Below are 16,374 nucleotides of genomic sequence, written 5' to 3' on the forward strand. Positions count from 1 at the left end.
GACCGCGTTGACCGAAGCACTCAGTTCCCTCGACAAGACCCCGGCGCTCATAGACCCCGACGAGCGCCGGGGCGGGATCGGTACCACCCGGTTCGTCCTCTCCAAGATCGGTGGCGCGCTGGCGAGTCTCGCGCTCGTCATCGTGCTCGGGTTCTTCCTGTTCCGGACACTGCCCGGCGATCCCGTGCGGTTCATGGTCCGCGACCGGCCGACGGATCCGAAGATGATGGCGGAGCTGCGAGAGCAGATGGGCGTGGACAAGCCGCTGTTGCAGCAGTTCTGGGATTACGTCGTCGGTCTGTTCCAAGGCACCATGGGCGACTCGTATCTGCAGAAGCGTCCGGTCTTCGACATGATCGGCGAGAGGTTGTGGCCGACCATCCTGCTCGTCGGCAGCGCGACCGTACTCGCGATCGCGCTCGGCCTGTGGCTCGGCATCCGCGCGGGCTGGCACCGGGGGAGCAGGTTCGACAAGGTCCAAACAGGACTGGCGCTGACCCTCTGGTCGGTGCCGCAGTTCTGGCTCGGACTCATGCTGCTGGTGGCGAGCAACGGGCTCTTCCCCAGCCGGGGCATGCATTCCCCGGATGCCGCGCCGGGCTTCTTCAGCGAAGGTCTCGACGTCCTCCACCATCTCGTGCTGCCGTGCGTGACCCTTCTGGTGGTGTTCTACGCCCAGTACATGCTGGTCATGCGATCTTCGCTGATCGGTGAGATGAACGCGGACTACCTCACCACCGCGCGGGCCAAGGGGCTGCGGGACGACCTCGTGCGCAAGCGGCACGCCGTGCCCAACGCCCTGCTCCCGACGGTGACGCTGGTCTTCATGCAGTTCGGCATGGTGGTCTCGGGTGCGGTCTCCGTCGAGGCCGTGTTCAGCTGGCCGGGTCTCGGGCAGTTGCTCTACGAAGCGCTCCGCGGCCCTGATCTGCCTGTGCTGCAAGGCGTCTTCGTCACGCTCGCCGGCGCGGTGGTGCTGATGAACCTGCTCGCGGAGTTGCTCTACCGCGTGCTCGACCCCAGGGTGCGGACGGCATGACCACAGCGGAGAAACCCGGTTCGATCGTCTGGCGGCGCCGTCGCGCGGCCGTGGCGAAACACTGGCACGAGTTCACCACGAACAAGGCGGGTGTCTTCGGGCTCGCGTTCCTCGGCGTCATCACGGTGCTGGCGATTCTCGCACCGGTGATCTCGGACGAGTCCGGCCTCGACGTCACCAAGGCCACCGGCGGTTCGCTGAACCCGCCCAGCGGGGAGTTCTGGCTGGGCACCGAAATCGACGGCCGCTCGGTGCTGCTCATGACGTTCTGGGGCGCGCGTATCTCCCTGCTCGTCGGCTTCTCGGCGGCGTTCCTGTCGGTGCTGATCGGTACGATCGTCGGGATCGCGGCCGCGCATTTCGGTGGCTGGTTGTCCGGGCTGTTGCTGCGGTTCACGGACTTCTTCCTGGTGCTGCCGTCGCTCGTGCTCGCCGTGGCGCTGGCCTCGGTGCTGGAGCAGGGCACGATGACGGTGATCGTCGCGATCGGCGTCACCGCCTGGCCGAGCACCGCGCGCCTGGTCCGGGCGCAGACACTGACGATCGAGGGCCGCCCGTACATCGAGCGCGCGAAAGCGCTCGGAGGCGGCCACCTGCACGTCATCGGCAAGCACGTCCTGCCCGGTGTCATGCCGCTCGTGCTGGCCAACACCACCCTCGTCGTCGGCAACGCGGTCATCGCGGACGCGACGCTGGCTTTCCTCGGCGTCGGCAACCCGAACAGCATCTCGTGGGGCGCCATGCTGCAAGCCGCGCTGAACAACGGCGCGATCAGCAAGGGCGCCTGGTGGAACCTGCTGCCGCCGGGCCTGGCGATCGTCGTGGTCGTCCTCGCCTTCACCCTCGTCGGTCGCGCGCTGGAAACCGTGCTGAACCCGCGCCTGAAGGGACAGCACTCATGAGCCTCTTGCTGGAACTGAAGAATCTCGGCGTCACCTACACCACGGGAAGCGGTGAAATCGCCGCCGTCCGTGGTGTCGACCTGGTCCTCGAACCCGGCGACACCCTCGGGGTGGCGGGGGAGTCGGGCTCGGGGAAGTCGACCGTCGCGATGAGCGTCCTGCGGCTGCTCCCGCGTTCGGCGTCGGTCAGCGGAGAGATCCTGCTGGACGGTGAAGACGTCACGGCCATGAAATGGGGACGGCTGCGCGCGGTGCGCTGGGCCGAAGCCTCGGTCGTGTTCCAGGGCGCGATGCACGCGCTCAACCCGGTCCGGAAGATCGGCGAACAGATCGCCGAGCCGATCCGCCTGCACCCGCCCGAGGGCAAGGCCCTGTCGGACGCCGCCGTCCAGGCCAAGGTCGCGGAACTGCTCGAACAGGTCGACCTGCCGCCCGGTCGGGCCGGGGCGTATCCGCATGAACTGTCCGGCGGCCAGAAGCAGCGCGTCATGATCGCGATGGCGCTGGCCTGCTCGCCGCGGCTGATCATCGCGGACGAGCCGACCACCGCGCTCGACGTCGTCGTCCAGGCGCAGGTACTGGACCTGCTGGGCAGGCTGGTCGCCGAGCAGGGGATCGGGCTGATCATGATCAGTCACGACCTGTCGGTGCTCGCCGCGACCTGCCGCCGGATCGCGGTGATGTACGACGGCGAGATCGTCGAGGAGCGGCCCAGCGCGGAGCTGATGAGCGCGCCGCACCACGAGCACAGCAAGGCGCTGGCGGCCGCGTTCCCGACCGTCGGCGATCCGGTGTCCCGGTTCGCGCCCGCCACCAGCACTCCGTTGCCGCCGGAACCGGAACGCGTCGGCGAACAGCCCGCGTTGCTGGAGGCCGAAGACCTGCGCGTGAGTTTCCGTGACCGCATCGGAAAACGGATCAACGCCGTCGCCGGGGTGAACCTCCAGGTGCGGAAGGACGAGATCGTCGCACTCGTCGGCCAGTCCGGCTCCGGCAAGACGACGTTGGCCAGGACACTGCTCGGGCTGCAGAAACCCGACTCCGGCGCGGTGCGCTACGACGGCAAATCCGTTCCGCTCGGTGGCGCCGGGCTCAAGGCGTACCGGCGGCAGGTCCAGCTGGTCCTGCAAGACCCGACCAGCGCGCTGAACCCGAACCACACCGTCTACGAGGCCGTCGCGGAGGGCCCCCGCATCCACGGCATGGGCGCGAACGAGCACGAGATCGTCACCAAGGCACTCGAAGCGGCCGAACTGCGGCCCGCCGAGAAGTTCCTCGACCGGCTCCCGCATGAGCTGTCCGGGGGACAGCGGCAGCGGGTGGTCATCGCCGGTGCGCTCGCGCTGCACCCCAGCGTGATCGTGGCCGACGAACCGGTGGCGTCGCTCGACGCGTCCGTGCGAGGGGAGATCCTCGCGCTGCTGCTGCGCCTGCGGCGTGAACTGGGTCTCGCCGGGCTGGTGATCACCCACGACCTCGGGCTGGCGTGGAACATCGCCGACCGCGTCGCGGTGATGTACCGCGGCGAACTGGTGGAGGTCGGTACCGTGGAAGAGGTCCTGCTGGACCCGAAACACGACTACACGAAATCGCTGCTCGCCGCGTTGCCCGGCGGCGTCGCCCAGCGCACGGCGGTCGACCGCTGAGCGACGGAATCCCCGTGCCCGAAGCGGGAGACACCCATTGCCGCGCACACGCACAGGCGCGGTGTGTAACCTCCAATCTCGAAATGGCGACCACGACAGACTCCCCGCAGATGCCCTCGGCCGGTTCGCTCGGCGAGCGGCTCCGGGTGCCATCCCGGTTCCCGTACCGCACGATCGCGATGGGAACCGTGGGCAGCACGCTGCTGATGCTGGCCGCGCTCGGCGCGGGCGGCATCCTCATCCGTGACCCCATCCTCGGCCACGGGCCGTTGTCGTGGATCCGCTACGGTCACGGCCGCATCCTGGCCGACGTGATGCTCTACACGGGCTTCGCGCTGATCATCTGGGCGTGGGTGCGGCTGGGCCGCTACGCGCTCGCCGGCCGGATCGGCAGCCGTCCGATCGTGATCGCCGCGGGCTGCTGGATGGCTCCGCTGCTGGTGTCGCCGCCGCTGTTCACCCGCGACGTCTTCTCCTACCTCGCACAGGGCGCGCAGCTGCTGAACGGACTCGACCCGTACGCCAACGGCCCGGCCGAGCTGGACGTGCTGCCGGACGTCGTGCAGAACGTCCACCCGCTGTGGCAGACCACCCCCGCGCCGTACGGCCCGCTGTTCCTGTTGGTGGCGAAGGGGATCGTCGCGGTCACCGGCAACGACATGATCTCCGGGGTCATCGCGACCCGCCTGGTGCTGATGATCGGCCTCGTCGGGATGCTGTGGTCGCTGCCGCGGCTGGTGAAACACCTCGGCGGCAAGCTGCCGATCACGCTGTGGCTCGCCATCGCCAGCCCGATGACGGTGATCCACCTCGTCGGCGGTCCGCACAACGACCTGCTGATGCTGGGCTTCCTCACCGTCGGTGTACTGGCCGCGTTGGAGCGCAAGCACGTCGTCGCGATCGTCCTGGTCACCATCGGCATGCTGATCAAGCCCACCGCGGCCTGGGCGCTGCCGTTCCTGGTCTGGGTGTGGGCGAACCACCTGCCCGGCGACCGCAAAGTGGCCAACTTCTTCCGCGCGGGCGCCGCGTCGGTCGGGATCTTCCTGCCGGTGTTCGTCGCGGGCACCTGGCTCTCGCTCGGCTCGGTCAACCTCGGCTGGCTGACCGGCCTCAAGGCGCCGACGCTGATCGCGAACTGGATGAACTTCCCGACCGGCATCGGTGAGGTCTTCTACTCGCTGGTGAACCTGGTGATCGACGTCGAGGTCTCGCCGTTCGTCACCGTGTTCCGGGCGATCGCGATGGTCGGCCTGTTCGTCTTCGCCGGCCGTCAGTGGTGGCTGGCCCGCGACGGCGGCAACCCCGCTATCCATCGGATGGCGATCGTCCTGCTGGCTGGTGCGATCGTCCCGCCGCCTTCGCTGCCGTGGTACCTGACCTGGGGTTTCGTGGTCCTGTCCGCCTTCGAATGGCGGCGCCGGAACCTCGCGGTCGTCGTCGCGGTCTCGGTGTTCGTGACGCTGGTGTACTACCCGACCGGCGAACAGGCACTGTACGACTGGTGGTTCATGGCCGGTGTCGTCGCCGCGAGCGTGTACGCGGCGGCTTCGCTGCTGCGGCCGGACCCGTTGGGTGTCATCGCGGCTTGGCGGGGGAAGCCGGTGGAGCAGTTCCTGCCCGCCGAGGCTCCGCGCCCCTGACTTGGGGGAGGGTGGTCGTTTCGCGTGTCCGGTCGGACGACACGCGTGTGCAGACGGACGACACGCGTGACGGGGTGGACGACACGCAGCGCAGCCGGGATCACGCGAGATGTCCATCTGGACACGCGTGTCGTCCACCTGATCACGTGTGTCGTCCCGCTGATCACGCGAAATCGCCACCCGCGCACCGCAGCAGGACTTCAAACTGTATAACGACCTATACGGCACGGCGAAGGCGCTGTTGCCGTAAAACGGCAATAGCGCAAAACCGCTAGGAAGCCCGCCACCCACTCCAAGAGTGAACCCACACGCTGACCACGGCATGCGGAGGAGGCTGCGCCTCGTACTGCGGATACTTCTCCCGCAGCAGCCGCATCAGTGGCGCCTGCTCCTCAGGATCGGCCAGCACCCGGGCGACCCCGTCGGCTCGCGCCCACCAGAGCCCGGCCCAGTCCTCGTCGTAACGGTCGGCCAGGAAGCTGACCGCGGGGTTCTCGGCGATGTTCTTCAGCCGCCGCAACGCCGTCGTGCTCTTCGGCTTGTGATCGATCGCGAACGCGACCGAATCACCCTCGACGACGAACGTCACCGGCACCAGGTGGGGCACGCCGTCCGAACCCGCCGACGCCAGTCTCGCGATCCGCTCTCCCTCGAACCGGGCGCGGGCTTCCGTCGGCGTCAACCGCATGCCCGCAACGGTACCTAGACCGAACGCCGGACGCGGAGCACGTTGTCCGAACGTGTTCCCCGCTGTCCTTCCGGGCCGGGGAAGTCGCGGGTGATCACTTCCTGGACGTCGACGGTCCATTCGCCGTCGGCCAGTGCCAGTGCTTCGAGTACCTCGGCGGGGGTCGGGAAGTGGACGTGCTCGTGTGGCGGCTCGTCCATCCACGTCGGCCAGCCCGCGTGGCCCGCGACCACCAGGGTGCCGCCAGGCGCCACGGCTTCGGTGGCGCGGCGGAGTGCCTTGTCCCGTTCGCCGTCCTCGGCGACGGGGGAGTGGAAGAACTGCGCGGAGACGAGGTCGAAGCGCCCCTCCGGGAACGACTTCGCCAGGTCGTGACGCTCCCAGACGATGCCGTCGACACCGGCTTCGGCCGCGTGGCCCGCGGCACGCTTCAGCGCGGTGTCGGAGATGTCGACGGCGGTGACGCGCCAGCCCTGCTGGGCGAGCCAGATCGCGTCGCCGCCCTCGCCGCATCCGAGGTCGAGTGCGGTCCCCGGCGCCAGCTCGGCGACTTCGCGCACGAGGAGCGGGTTCGCGTTCCCGCTCCAGACCTGGTCCTTGTCCCGATAGAAGTCTTCCCAGAACTGCTGTGTGGAATCCATGACCGTAAGATGCCTTCGATGCGGCCGAATCCGCCAGTTCCGTTGCCGTTATGGCAAAATCAGGAGCGTGCCCGCGTCCGCGTCGAGGGTGGCCCGCGCGCCGAGGGGGATGGTCGGCGACGCCGGAACATGACCGAAACCGAAGTCCCACACCATCGGTACCCCGAGCGGGCCCAGCCGGTCGAGCATCAGGTCACGGATCGCCTCGGGGGCACCGCAGTGGTTCCACGAGCCCAGCGCGACCCCTCGGACGCCGTCCAGCCAGCCGGAACGCAGCAGCTGGGTGAGCATCCGGTCGATCCGGTACGGACTTTCGGTGACGTCCTCCAGCAGGAGGATCGCCTCACGCGCCGAGCCCTGCTCCGGAGTGCCGAGACCGGAGGCCAGCAGAGCGAGGTTGCCGCCGATGAGGGTGCCGGTCGCGGTGCCCGGAACCAGCGTCGACGCCGTCGGCGAGGCGATCGTCCGTATCCCGTCCGGCTCGAACAACGACAGTCGCAGGTGCTCGGCGGCCACCTCGTCGAACAGTGTGGTCATGGGCAAGGGGGAGAACAGCGTCTCCAGTCCCAAGTGGACGTTCACGGCCCGGTGCAACGCGGTCACATCGCTCGACCCGGCGAACACCTTGGGACCGGCCGCGCGCAACTCCGCCCAGTCGACCAGGTCGAGCATTCTCTGCGAGCCGTAGCCGCCGCGGGCGGTGAGGACGCAGGTCACCCCCGGATCCAGCCAGGCTTGGGTGAACTCGGCGGCCCGCGCCTCGTCGGGTGCCGACAGATAGCCCGTGGACGCCGCCCGGACACACTCGCCGACGCGGATCTCGACACCCCAGCCGTGCAGCACCGGCAGCGTCTTCTCGAGGAGGTCCGCGGGGACCGGACTCGCCGGAGCGACCAGGGCGATCGTGTCGCCCGGACGTACTTTCGGTGGCCTCACCGGCTCAGCCGGAGCTTCGGAACGCCGGGCGTCTCGAACTCGAAAACCTGGCCATAGAACGAAAGTTCCGCTTCGAGTGCCGCCACGATCGTCTCCGCTTTCCGGAAGCCGTGCTGCTCGCCCTCGAACCTCAGGTAGGCGTGGTCGATGCCGCGCCCCGCCAGCCCGGCAACGAACCGGTCCGCCTGCTCCGGAGGGCAGATCTCGTCCTCCAGGCCTTGCAGGAACAACAGCGGGCCGGCGAGGGTGCCCGCGTTGTTGATCGGCGAGCGGTCCCGGTACCGCTGCTCGGTCTCCGGCAGCTGCCCGATCAGCCCGTCGAGGTAGCGGGACTCGAAGTCGTGCGTCTCGCCGCCGTCGCCGGTCCACTGGGAAAGATCGAGGATCGGGTACATCACGGTGCCCGCGCGGTAGGTCGTCGTGGTGGTCAGCGACGCGGCGGAGGTGTACCCGCCCGCGCTGCCGCCGCGGATCGCCAGCCGGTCACCGTCGACGGTGCCTTCGGCGGCGAGCGCTTCGGCGACGGCGACGCAGTCCGCGACGTCGACGACGCCCCACTGCTCTCGCAGCCGTTCGCGGTAGGCGCGGCCATAGCCGGTCGAGCCGCCGTAGTTCACCGTGACGACGGCGATGCCGCGGCTGGTGAAGTAGGCGATCTCGAAGTCGAGGACCGCGCTGTCCCGGCCGGTGGGCCCGCCGTGCGGGTACACGAACAGCGGCGGAAGTTCTCCGTCCGGCGCGGTGAAGTCCGCGTTCGCGGGCAGGTAGAGGAAGGCCGGGACCTGGTCGCCGTCGTCGGTCTTGAAGATCCGCTCCACGGGCGTCGACAGGTAGGCGGGCGACGGCGGTTCGGGCGTCGTCGCGAGTTCGGTCACCGTCCCGGCTTCGAGATCGACCTTCACGACAGCGCCTTCACGTTTCGGGCCTGCCGCGACGCCGACCACCTCGCCTTCGTGGATGGCGAAACCGTTGGTGGACCACGCGGTCAGGTCGGCGGCGGCCGTCACCGGGACCACTTCCCGGCTCGTTTCGTCGAGGATGGCGAGCTTGCCCGACGCGAGGACGGCGAACCGGCCGTCCCCGAGCGGCGTGAACCAGCGTGCGCCGAGTTTCCACTGTGCGCCGCCGATTTCCTGCTCCGTCGGCGCCAGATTCGTGATGCCGCCGTCGAGTCCGACGCGGTGCAGATTCCACCAGCCGTCGGGGTCGAGCAGCGCCAGCAGGCTGTCCGCCGACTCCCATGCGAACTGGCAGACGGCGACGTCCGCCGCACCCGCGAGCACGCGGTGGGGTCCGAACGTCCCGTCCTCGCGGAGGTCCGCGACGCACAGTTCCGTGCCGTCCCACGGCATCGCGGGGTGATTCCAGCCGACCCACGCCGCTCGCGCGCCATCGGGCGACAGCCGCGGCGCGGTGAGGAAGTGGTGGCTGGCGGTCAGCACCCGTTCCGGGCCGCCGTCGAGGGGAACCGCGATGAGGTCGCGGGCGATGTCGACGCGCCTGGCGCCGGTGCTGCGTTCGCGCACCAGCCACACTTCGCCGTCGCGGCCGGGTGTGAGGTCGCTGTAGCGGACGCCGTGCCGGGTCGCCGGTTCGGGGGTCAGGGGTGTCGTTTCGCCGGTGGTCAGATCGCGGAGGTAGACGCGCTGATCGGCCCAGTGGGTGAAGACGAGGACGTCGCCGAGCACGAGCCAGGGGCGGCCGCCGTACTCGTGGACGCGGTTCCGGACGTTCCAGGGAGCGGGAAGCACGTCTTCGACAGTGCCGTCGGCGCGTGACCTCACGAGGGTGACGCGGCCGCCTTCACCGGTTCTCGCTTCGGCCCACCAGACCTCGTCTCCCACCGTGTCGAGCCATTGCGCGCTGACTCCCGATGCCGCGACGTCAGCGGCCGACAGGGGAGACGTCCAGGTGCCGTAAGGGGCGATCTCAACCACGGTTGAAGACTAGGATCGGCTCTTTGCCCGTGGTGGCCCGGGGCACACCTGGCCCCGGCGGAGTTTCGCCCTTGGCGGAACCGTGGGGCAGTGGATGCCGATCAAGGGGCGGTGGCCTAGGGTCAAAGGTGCCATGTCTCGCGTAATCCACGTCTTCCGCCAGCCCGACCGGTTCGTTGCCGGGACCGTCGGTGAGCCCGGCGACCGCACGTTCTACCTCCAGGCGTCCGAGGACGTCCGCACGATCAGTGTGACGATCGAAAAACAGCAGGTCGTGGTCTTGGCCGAAAGGCTCGGCTCGCTGTTGGAAGAGGTCGCCAACCGGTTCGGCGCGGACGTACCGGACGACGCGCCCGACGAGCTGCTCGACGTCGACCCCCTGACCGTTCCGGTCGAGGAGGAGTTCCGCGTCGGCACGATGGGCCTCGGCTGGGATGCCGACAGCAGCGCCGTCGTGATCGAACTGCTCGCGATGACCGAGGGCGAGGTGGACGAAACGGTCGTTCTGGACGACACCGAGGAAGGGCCGGACGCCGTCCGTGTGTTCCTGACCCCTGGCGCGGCGCGCGCGTTCGCCGAGCGCGCCGACAGGGTGGTCAACGCCGGCCGCAAGCCGTGCCCGCTGTGTGCCGAGCCGCTCGATCCGGCGGGCCACATCTGCCCGCGGCAGAACGGGTACCGGCGCGACGTCGACGTCCTCGAGGACTGATCAGGTGGCGGAGACTTCGCTGGAGCTGGTGACGCGCGGCAAGATCGACGTCGAAGGCAGGCTCGTCGACGCCTCCAACGTCACGCTCTTCTGCAAGATCGAACTCGACGGAGTGACCGGCGACGTCGTATACAAGCCGGTGTCGGGCGAGCGGCCGCTGTGGGACTTCCCGGACGGGACGCTCGCCGGACGCGAGGTCGCGACGGCGATGGTCGCCGAAGCGTCCGGGCTCGGCGCGATCCCGCCGACTGTGCTGCGCGACGGGCCGTTCGGTCCCGGCATGGTGCAGCTGTGGATCGAGACCACCGAAGAGGAACTGGTCGACGTCCGATCCCCGGAGAGCCTGCCGGACGACTGGCGCGTCGTGCTGCACGCGCACGATCGTGACGGCGAGCCCGCGGTGCTCGCGCACGCGGACCGCCAGGGCATGCGGGAACTGGCCGTGCTCGACATCGTCGTCAACAACACCGATCGCAAGGGCGGGCATCTGCTCGCCGGCGTCGACGGCCGGATCTACGGCGTGGACCACGGGATCTGCCTGCACACCGACCCGAAGCTGCGGACGGTGCTGTGGGGCTGGATCGGCGAGCGGCTCACCGAGGCCGAGGTCGGCAAGCTGCGCGGCCTGCGTGAACGGCTGGACGGTGAGTTCGGTGAGGCGCTGAGCGAGCACCTCACCGGATTCGAGATCCGCGCGCTCGCCGAGCGCACCGACGCTCTTCTGACCGAAGGTGTCTTCCCCGCACCTGGTGACGACTGGCGCGCGATTCCGTGGCCGTTGTTCTGATCGACGATCAGGCGCGTGCACGCCTGATCACGCGATTCGGTGACGACGTCGCGAACTGGTGCGACGCTCTGCCCGCACTCGTGGCGCGGCTGGCGAAGCGATGGGGTCTCACCGTCATCGACGTGAAACCGGGCAACACCGGGCGCACCCTGGTCTGCGTCGGTGACGACGGTGCCAAAAAGGTCCTCAAGCTGACCCCCGAGCACGCGATCGCGGAATCCGAGGCCGCGGCGTTGCGGGCGTGGGACGGCTGCTCTCGCGTCGTCCAGGTACTCGCCACGGAACTCGCCGATGGGGCGATCCTGTTGGAAGGCATCGATCCGGGTACGCAGCTGCGGGAGTCCGGGGCGAAGGTCCCATGGGCCGAGGTCGGCGACCTGCTGACCCAGATTCATTCGGTGACCCCGCCCGCCGGCTTCTCGACGCTCGAGGACCGCGTCACCTTCATGTACGGGCTCGCGGAGCGGGGGCTGCGCGGCTCGGTGGCCGAAGCCACCCTCTCGCTGGAGACCCTCGACCGTGCCCGCCTGCGTGCGCTCGACCTCGCGACCAGCGGGGAAGGGAACTCGATCGTGCACGGCGATCTGCATCCGGGCAACGTCCTCGACGGCGGACCAGCCAGGGGAGCGGTCGCGATCGACCCGCGCCCCAGCGTGGGCGACCCGTCCTTCGACCTTCCCGACTGGGTCACGTTGCCGATGCGTGAGGGTGGCACGCTCGAAGACGGCTTCGACGCGATCGCACCGCATTTGCCGGGCTTCGACGCCGAGCGTGTCCGCGCGTGGTGCGTCGCGCTCTCTCCGCTGTTCGTGATGCCCCCGCTCGAACGCGGTGAGCGGACTCCGTTCGTCGAAGCGATGCTGTCTTTCTGTTGGCGAACCTGAGTCCGCGATCGACGTCGGCAGGGCGGTGGATGGCCGCTTGACCGGCGTGGCGGGGAGACGCTGACCCCCGGCCACCGCTAGCGTCGTCCGCCGTGCGCTCCCATTCGTACGACGACGTGCTGTCCGGCCCGCGTAAGCGGAAGATCCCCGAGGTGCCTGCCGAACCGGGCCTCGTGGTAGAAGACCCTGCCAGCGGGTACTGCGGCGCCGTGGTGAAGATCGAGTACGGCAACGTGGTGCTCGAGGACCGGCACGGCAAGCACCGGGTGTTCCCGCTGAACCCCGCGGGCTTCCTGCTCGAAGGGAAACCGGTCACGCTGGTGCCCGCGAAGGCGGCCCCGAAGACCCCTGCCCGGCGAATCTCCGCGTCCGGGTCGGTGCAGGTCCAGGGACTCAAGGCCCGGGTCGCGCGCGATTCGCGCATCTGGGTGGAAGGCAAGCACGACGCCGAACTCGTCGAGCGGGTTTGGGGCCACGACCTGCGCGTCGAAGGCGTGGTGGTCGAACCACTCGATGGGGTGGACGTGCTGTCCGATCGCATCGGCGAGTTCGGCACCGGACCCGGTCGCCGCCTCGGTGTGCTGGTCGACCACCTGGTCGCGGGCAGCAAGGAGTCCCGGATCGTCGACGGGATCCGCGACGAGAACGTGCTGATCACCGGGCATCCGTACATCGACATCTGGGAGGCGGTGAAGCCGTCGGTCGTCGGCATCCGCGCCTGGCCGAAGATCCCGCGTGGCACGGAGTGGAAACAGGGCATCTGCGCCGCTCTCGGCTGGGGCGAGCCGTACGAGGGCTGGCAGCGCGTCCTGGCGGCGGTCGGCAGCTACCGGGATCTGGAAACGCCGCTGATCGGAGCCGTGGAACGGCTCATCGACTTCGTCTCCGACCCGGGCGATGAGTCCTGAATGACCGGTTCGCGCGAGGTCACTCAAGGTCACGCGTCGGTCACGTCGGTTTCGCTTCTTCGGTATGAATCGGCGCGATCTGGGAGCATGAACGCATGACAGGCGCTCTCATCTGGCTGATCGCCGGCATCCTCTTGATCATCGCCGAGCTGCTCTCGGGTGACTTGTTCCTGCTCATGGTCGGAGCCGGAGCCCTGTTCGGGGCGGGCTCCGCCGCGCTGACCGGGAACCCGTTCATCGACGTCGCGGTGTTCGCCGTCGCCTCGGTCGGGATGCTCGCCCTCGTCCGTCCGGCCCTCAAGCGCCGGTTCCTCTCGGGACCGGACATCAAGACCAACACCGACGCGCTGATCGGCGCGCGAGCGGTAGTAGTGTCCACTGTGGACGTCGAAAGCGGCCGGGTGAAGCTGGCAGGCGACGTCTGGTCGGCACGATGCATGATCGATGGGGAACCGATCGCGCCGGGGACATCGGTGACGGTCGTCGAGATTTCGGGCGCCACGGCGGTCGTTTCGGCTGCGCTGTGAGCCGGACGGCCGTACAGCAAAGGGTTTCTACGTAAGGGGAAGGTAGTTGTCAGAGACAGTGGTGTTCATCGTCGTCGGACTGCTCGCGTTGTTCGTGGTCGTCGTCGTGGTCAAGGCGATCATGGTGGTGCCACAGGCGCAGTCCGCCGTGATCGAACGGCTGGGCCGGTTCCGGACGGTGGCTTCTCCCGGCCTGACGTTTCTGGTGCCCTTCCTGGACAAGGTGCGGGCGCGGATCGACCTTCGTGAGCAGGTCGTCTCCTTCCCGCCCCAGCCGGTGATCACCGAGGACAACCTGACCGTGTCCATCGACACGGTCGTATACTTCCAGGTCACCGACTCGCGGGCAGCGGTCTACGAGATCTCGAACTACATCGTCGGTGTCGAGCAGCTGACCACCACGACACTGCGAAACGTCGTCGGTGGCATGAGCCTCGAGCAGACGCTGACCTCGCGTGACTCGATCAACAGCCAGCTGCGCGGCGTGCTCGACGAGGCCACCGGCCGCTGGGGCATCCGTGTCGCGCGAGTCGAGCTGAAGGCGATCGACCCGCCGCCCTCCATCCAGGACTCGATGGAGAAGCAGATGCGCGCCGACCGTGAGAAGCGCGCGATGATCCTGACCGCCGAAGGTCAGCGCGAATCGGCGATCAAGACCGCGGAAGGTCAGAAGCAGAGCCAGATCCTCGCGGCCGAAGGGGCCAAGCAGGCCGCGATCCTGAGCGCCGAGGCCGAGCGGCAGTCGCGGATCCTGCGGGCGCAGGGTGAACGTGCCGCCCGGTACCTTCAGGCACAGGGGCAGGCGAAGGCGATCGAGAAGGTCTTCGCGGCGATCAAGGCGGGGCGTCCCACCCCCGAAGTCCTGGCTTATCAGTACTTGCAGACTCTGCCGCAGCTGGCGCAGGGCGACGCGAACAAGGTCTGGATGATCCCGAGCGACTACGGCAAGGCCCTGGAAGGCTTCGCCCGCGCGCTCGGCGCCCCCGGCGACGACGGTGTGTTCCGCTACGAGCCGCCGAAGGAAGACCCGGTGGAGAAGCCGGACCTGGAGGACGAAGAGGTCCAGGGCTGGTTCGACACCTCCAGCGACCCCAAGGTCGCCGAGGCCGTCGCGGCCGCGGAAGCCGTGGCGCGCAAGGAGGTTCCGGCGCTGGGTGTCGCGACACCGCGGCAGGAGCCGCCCGCTCCGCGACAGGTGCCCAAGGTCGCACCGGCTCCCGAGCCGGAGGCTGCCCCGGAGCCCCCGCAGCAGCAGGCGCCGCCGCCTTCCCAGCTGCCGCAGCCCCAGCCGCCCGCGGGTCCGCAGGGAGGCCCGTACCAGGGGCCGCCGTCGCAGGGGCCGCGCAATGGCCCGTTCCCGCAGCAGGGTCCATTCGGCGGGCCGCAGGGTGGACCGCCGCCGCAGCGCTGATCCGGAATCCGAAAGAGGGCCGCCCCGCGAAGGGACGGCCCTCTTTCGTTTCCGGCGCCCAGTGCACCGCCGCGATCAGTCACCTGGTCGCAGTGGCGCTTGCGCCCTTCCGACGTCACCGAGTGGCACCCCGGCGTGTTCAGACACGTAACTCACGTGTCTGAACACGTGAGTTACGGGCGAACGGGCTCGCCGCCGACGTCTGACGGTTTCGCCGGCTGAGCGTCACCGCCGAACGCTTCGGCGGCGGCCTGGGCACGGAACTCTTCGATTTCGTCGATCTGCCGCCGGGCCCGCTTGATCAGATTGTCGAGCCGGCCGGCGTCGATGCGTGGGTCCGAATCGGCGCGCACCCGCAGGGTTCGCCACCCGGCGGCCTTGCCCTCGACGCCCAGCCGCAAGGCCTCGAACTCCACGACCCGGCTCAGCGGGGATCTGGACACGAGCCGTCCGTTCGGCTTGAGTCGCGCCGCCTTCTCCACCGCCCAAGCCGCGATCGCCTTGTACCGGCGGACCGGGACGCCCAAAGCCGCCATCACCGTCAGCAACGCGGCGCGATCGTCCGCGATCTCCTGAGCCAGCTTGTCGAGTACGCCGCTGGGATCCCGGTCGCGTTCGGCGCCGGCGACGCGTTTGGCGAGTTCGGTTTCGGCGATCGCGCCCGCCAGGTGGTCGTTGAGGTAGATGCCCAGCAGGGCCGAGTCCGGGGGCGAAGTGTGCATATCCGACGCGTACCCGATCCCCGTACTCCGAAACCGGCCGCCACTGGACCTCGACAGGAGTCGAAGTTGCAGGGTGACGACATGGACTGCTCGCTTTCGCCGTGCAGGACTTCCGGGACGAGCAGTGCCTGCCAGTGTCGTCACCACCACCGGCCGCGGGGAACCCGGCCTTGGCGATGATGTGGTTCGTGGCCGCGGAGGGCAGGTTGTGGTCCACACTCCGGCGGAACCGTTCCTCGACGCGGCCCGGGACAACCGTGAGGTCGCTGTCATGGTTGCCACGGTCAACCCGCCCGACGACGTCCGGCAGGTGCGGATGACCGGTCCCGCGAAGCTGGAGACCAAGGACGTGGCGCGGGGCCGGGGGCTGGCCGTCACCTACCCCGGCCTGGCGAACGGTCCGTTCAACTTTTGAGGAGACCGGCCTATTCGGGACGTTCGGCGGCGTTCCACAGAATGGCGATGGGTGCCTGGCCGGGCTTCTCGCGTCCGGCGAATTCATCGAGGAGTGCGTCGACCCTGCTGTTCAGTTCCGCCTGGTCGCCGGGATCCAGCCGCAGAACCGCCCGGCGCGTGTGCTGGGAGGCCGACGGGTCGTTCTCGCTGATCTCCGCGCGGTGCGCGTCGAGGATGGCGAGGTCGACCTTGGCCGTGAGGTGACGGTCGTTCGGCGGCTCGAGGTTGAGCCGCCAGGTCTTCTTGGTCGCCCGATAGGGATGTTCCCAGGCCCCTTTGTCTCCTCGCCGTGGCGTCTCGGCCACGAGAAAACCGGTCGCGGTCAGTGCCCGCAGCCTGCGTAGCAGCGTGGCCGGCGCGACGTCGAGACGTTCGGCGAGTTGCTGGTTGGTCCAGGCTGTGTCGAGGCACAGCCGCAGGATGCGCCAGCTCAACGGGTGGGAGAGCGCACGCAACTCTTCAGGCGTCGCGGCGGGTTGCTCGATCTGTCCGGCCATTGACAGCACGGTAATCGATTTGCATACTCAAAATCAATTTC

17 protein-coding genes are annotated in these 16,374 nt (G+C 68.9%); 11 read left to right on the forward strand and 6 right to left on the reverse strand.

All coding sequences use genetic code 11. The annotated features are described in order from the left end of the window. Positions 1-7 precede the first annotated feature (7 nt). The 4 genes from BS329_RS34660 to mptB all read left to right on the forward strand — a co-directional run bounded on the left by BS329_RS34660 (position 8) and on the right by mptB (position 5,230). Positions 8-1,039 (forward strand): ABC transporter permease, encoded by a 1,032-nt coding sequence (locus tag BS329_RS34660; RefSeq protein WP_076166804.1) that lies wholly within the window; start codon positions 8-10, stop codon positions 1,037-1,039. Then, positions 1,036-1,941, forward strand: coding sequence for an ABC transporter permease (locus BS329_RS34665; protein WP_076166806.1), 906 nt, complete (start codon positions 1,036-1,038; stop codon positions 1,939-1,941). The genes BS329_RS34660 and BS329_RS34665 overlap by 4 nt, the downstream gene beginning before the upstream one ends. Continuing rightward, positions 1,938-3,587: a nickel ABC transporter ATP-binding protein NikE gene (gene nikE, locus BS329_RS34670; RefSeq protein ID WP_076166807.1), complete on the forward strand. Its 1,650-nt coding sequence runs from the start codon at positions 1,938-1,940 to the stop codon at positions 3,585-3,587. Before BS329_RS34665 ends, nikE begins: the two co-directional genes overlap by 4 nt. 83 nt (positions 3,588-3,670) lie before the next feature. Then, positions 3,671-5,230: a polyprenol phosphomannose-dependent alpha 1,6 mannosyltransferase MptB gene (gene mptB, locus BS329_RS34675; RefSeq protein ID WP_076166809.1), complete on the forward strand. Its 1,560-nt coding sequence runs from the start codon at positions 3,671-3,673 to the stop codon at positions 5,228-5,230. A gap of 271 nt (positions 5,231-5,501) precedes the next feature. Here mptB and BS329_RS34680 read toward each other — a convergent pair whose 3' ends face one another. Genes BS329_RS34680 through BS329_RS34695 form a run of 4 tightly spaced genes read right to left on the reverse strand, consistent with a single transcriptional unit; the run spans position 5,502 to position 9,432 of the window. Beyond that, positions 5,502-5,918, reverse strand: coding sequence for a TIGR03668 family PPOX class F420-dependent oxidoreductase (locus tag BS329_RS34680; RefSeq protein WP_076166811.1), 417 nt, complete (start codon positions 5,916-5,918; stop codon positions 5,502-5,504). Positions 5,919-5,932: 14 nt separating this feature from the next. After that, a complete protein-coding gene (locus BS329_RS34685; protein ID WP_076166812.1) occupies positions 5,933-6,559 on the reverse strand; it encodes a class I SAM-dependent methyltransferase in 627 nt (208 codons plus the stop codon). Between the two features lie 48 nt (positions 6,560-6,607). Further along, a complete protein-coding gene (locus tag BS329_RS34690) occupies positions 6,608-7,495 on the reverse strand; it encodes a S66 peptidase family protein (protein WP_076166814.1) in 888 nt (295 codons plus the stop codon). Then, positions 7,492-9,432, reverse strand: a complete 1,941-nt coding sequence (locus tag BS329_RS34695) for a S9 family peptidase (protein ID WP_076166817.1) — start codon at positions 9,430-9,432, stop codon at positions 7,492-7,494. Before BS329_RS34695 ends, BS329_RS34690 begins: the two co-directional genes overlap by 4 nt. A 133-nt stretch (positions 9,433-9,565) precedes the next feature. On the opposite strand from BS329_RS34695, the gene BS329_RS34700 reads away from it, so the two are divergent. The 6 genes from BS329_RS34700 to BS329_RS34725 all read left to right on the forward strand — a co-directional run bounded on the left by BS329_RS34700 (position 9,566) and on the right by BS329_RS34725 (position 14,658). Further along, on the forward strand, positions 9,566-10,141 hold the full coding sequence (locus BS329_RS34700) for a DUF3090 domain-containing protein (protein ID WP_076166819.1): 576 nt from the start codon (positions 9,566-9,568) through the stop codon (positions 10,139-10,141). 4 nt (positions 10,142-10,145) lie between these two features. Beyond that, on the forward strand, positions 10,146-10,928 hold the full coding sequence (locus BS329_RS34705; RefSeq protein ID WP_084750555.1) for an SCO1664 family protein: 783 nt from the start codon (positions 10,146-10,148) through the stop codon (positions 10,926-10,928). Then, positions 10,913-11,812 (forward strand): aminoglycoside phosphotransferase family protein, encoded by a 900-nt coding sequence (locus BS329_RS34710; RefSeq protein ID WP_076166822.1) that lies wholly within the window; start codon positions 10,913-10,915, stop codon positions 11,810-11,812. The genes BS329_RS34705 and BS329_RS34710 overlap by 16 nt, the downstream gene beginning before the upstream one ends. A 92-nt stretch (positions 11,813-11,904) precedes the next feature. Beyond that, positions 11,905-12,720, forward strand: coding sequence for a DUF3097 domain-containing protein (locus BS329_RS34715; RefSeq protein ID WP_076166825.1), 816 nt, complete (start codon positions 11,905-11,907; stop codon positions 12,718-12,720). Between the two features lie 95 nt (positions 12,721-12,815). After that, the gene (locus tag BS329_RS34720) at positions 12,816-13,247 is read left to right on the forward strand and encodes an NfeD family protein (RefSeq protein WP_076166827.1); all 432 of its coding nucleotides are present in this window, start codon (positions 12,816-12,818) and stop codon (positions 13,245-13,247) included. Positions 13,248-13,305: 58 nt separating this feature from the next. Then, positions 13,306-14,658, forward strand: a complete 1,353-nt coding sequence (locus tag BS329_RS34725; RefSeq protein ID WP_084750557.1) for an SPFH domain-containing protein — start codon at positions 13,306-13,308, stop codon at positions 14,656-14,658. 173 nt (positions 14,659-14,831) lie between these two features. On the opposite strand, the gene BS329_RS34730 is transcribed toward BS329_RS34725, so the two are convergent. Further along, positions 14,832-15,380, reverse strand: coding sequence for a hypothetical protein (locus BS329_RS34730; protein WP_076166833.1), 549 nt, complete (start codon positions 15,378-15,380; stop codon positions 14,832-14,834). Positions 15,381-15,588: 208 nt separating this feature from the next. Between BS329_RS34730 and BS329_RS44870 the strand changes: the two genes are divergently transcribed. Continuing rightward, positions 15,589-15,795, forward strand: coding sequence for a hypothetical protein (locus BS329_RS44870; protein ID WP_244197409.1), 207 nt, complete (start codon positions 15,589-15,591; stop codon positions 15,793-15,795). Between the two features lie 10 nt (positions 15,796-15,805). On the opposite strand, the gene BS329_RS34740 is transcribed toward BS329_RS44870, so the two are convergent. Continuing rightward, a complete protein-coding gene (locus BS329_RS34740) occupies positions 15,806-16,333 on the reverse strand; it encodes a winged helix-turn-helix domain-containing protein (RefSeq protein WP_076166836.1) in 528 nt (175 codons plus the stop codon). Between the last annotated feature and the right edge of the window lie 41 nt (positions 16,334-16,374).

Origin of the sequence: Amycolatopsis coloradensis (assembly GCF_001953865.1) — a bacterium.
In the GTDB taxonomy this organism is placed as follows: domain Bacteria; phylum Actinomycetota; class Actinomycetes; order Mycobacteriales; family Pseudonocardiaceae; genus Amycolatopsis; species Amycolatopsis coloradensis.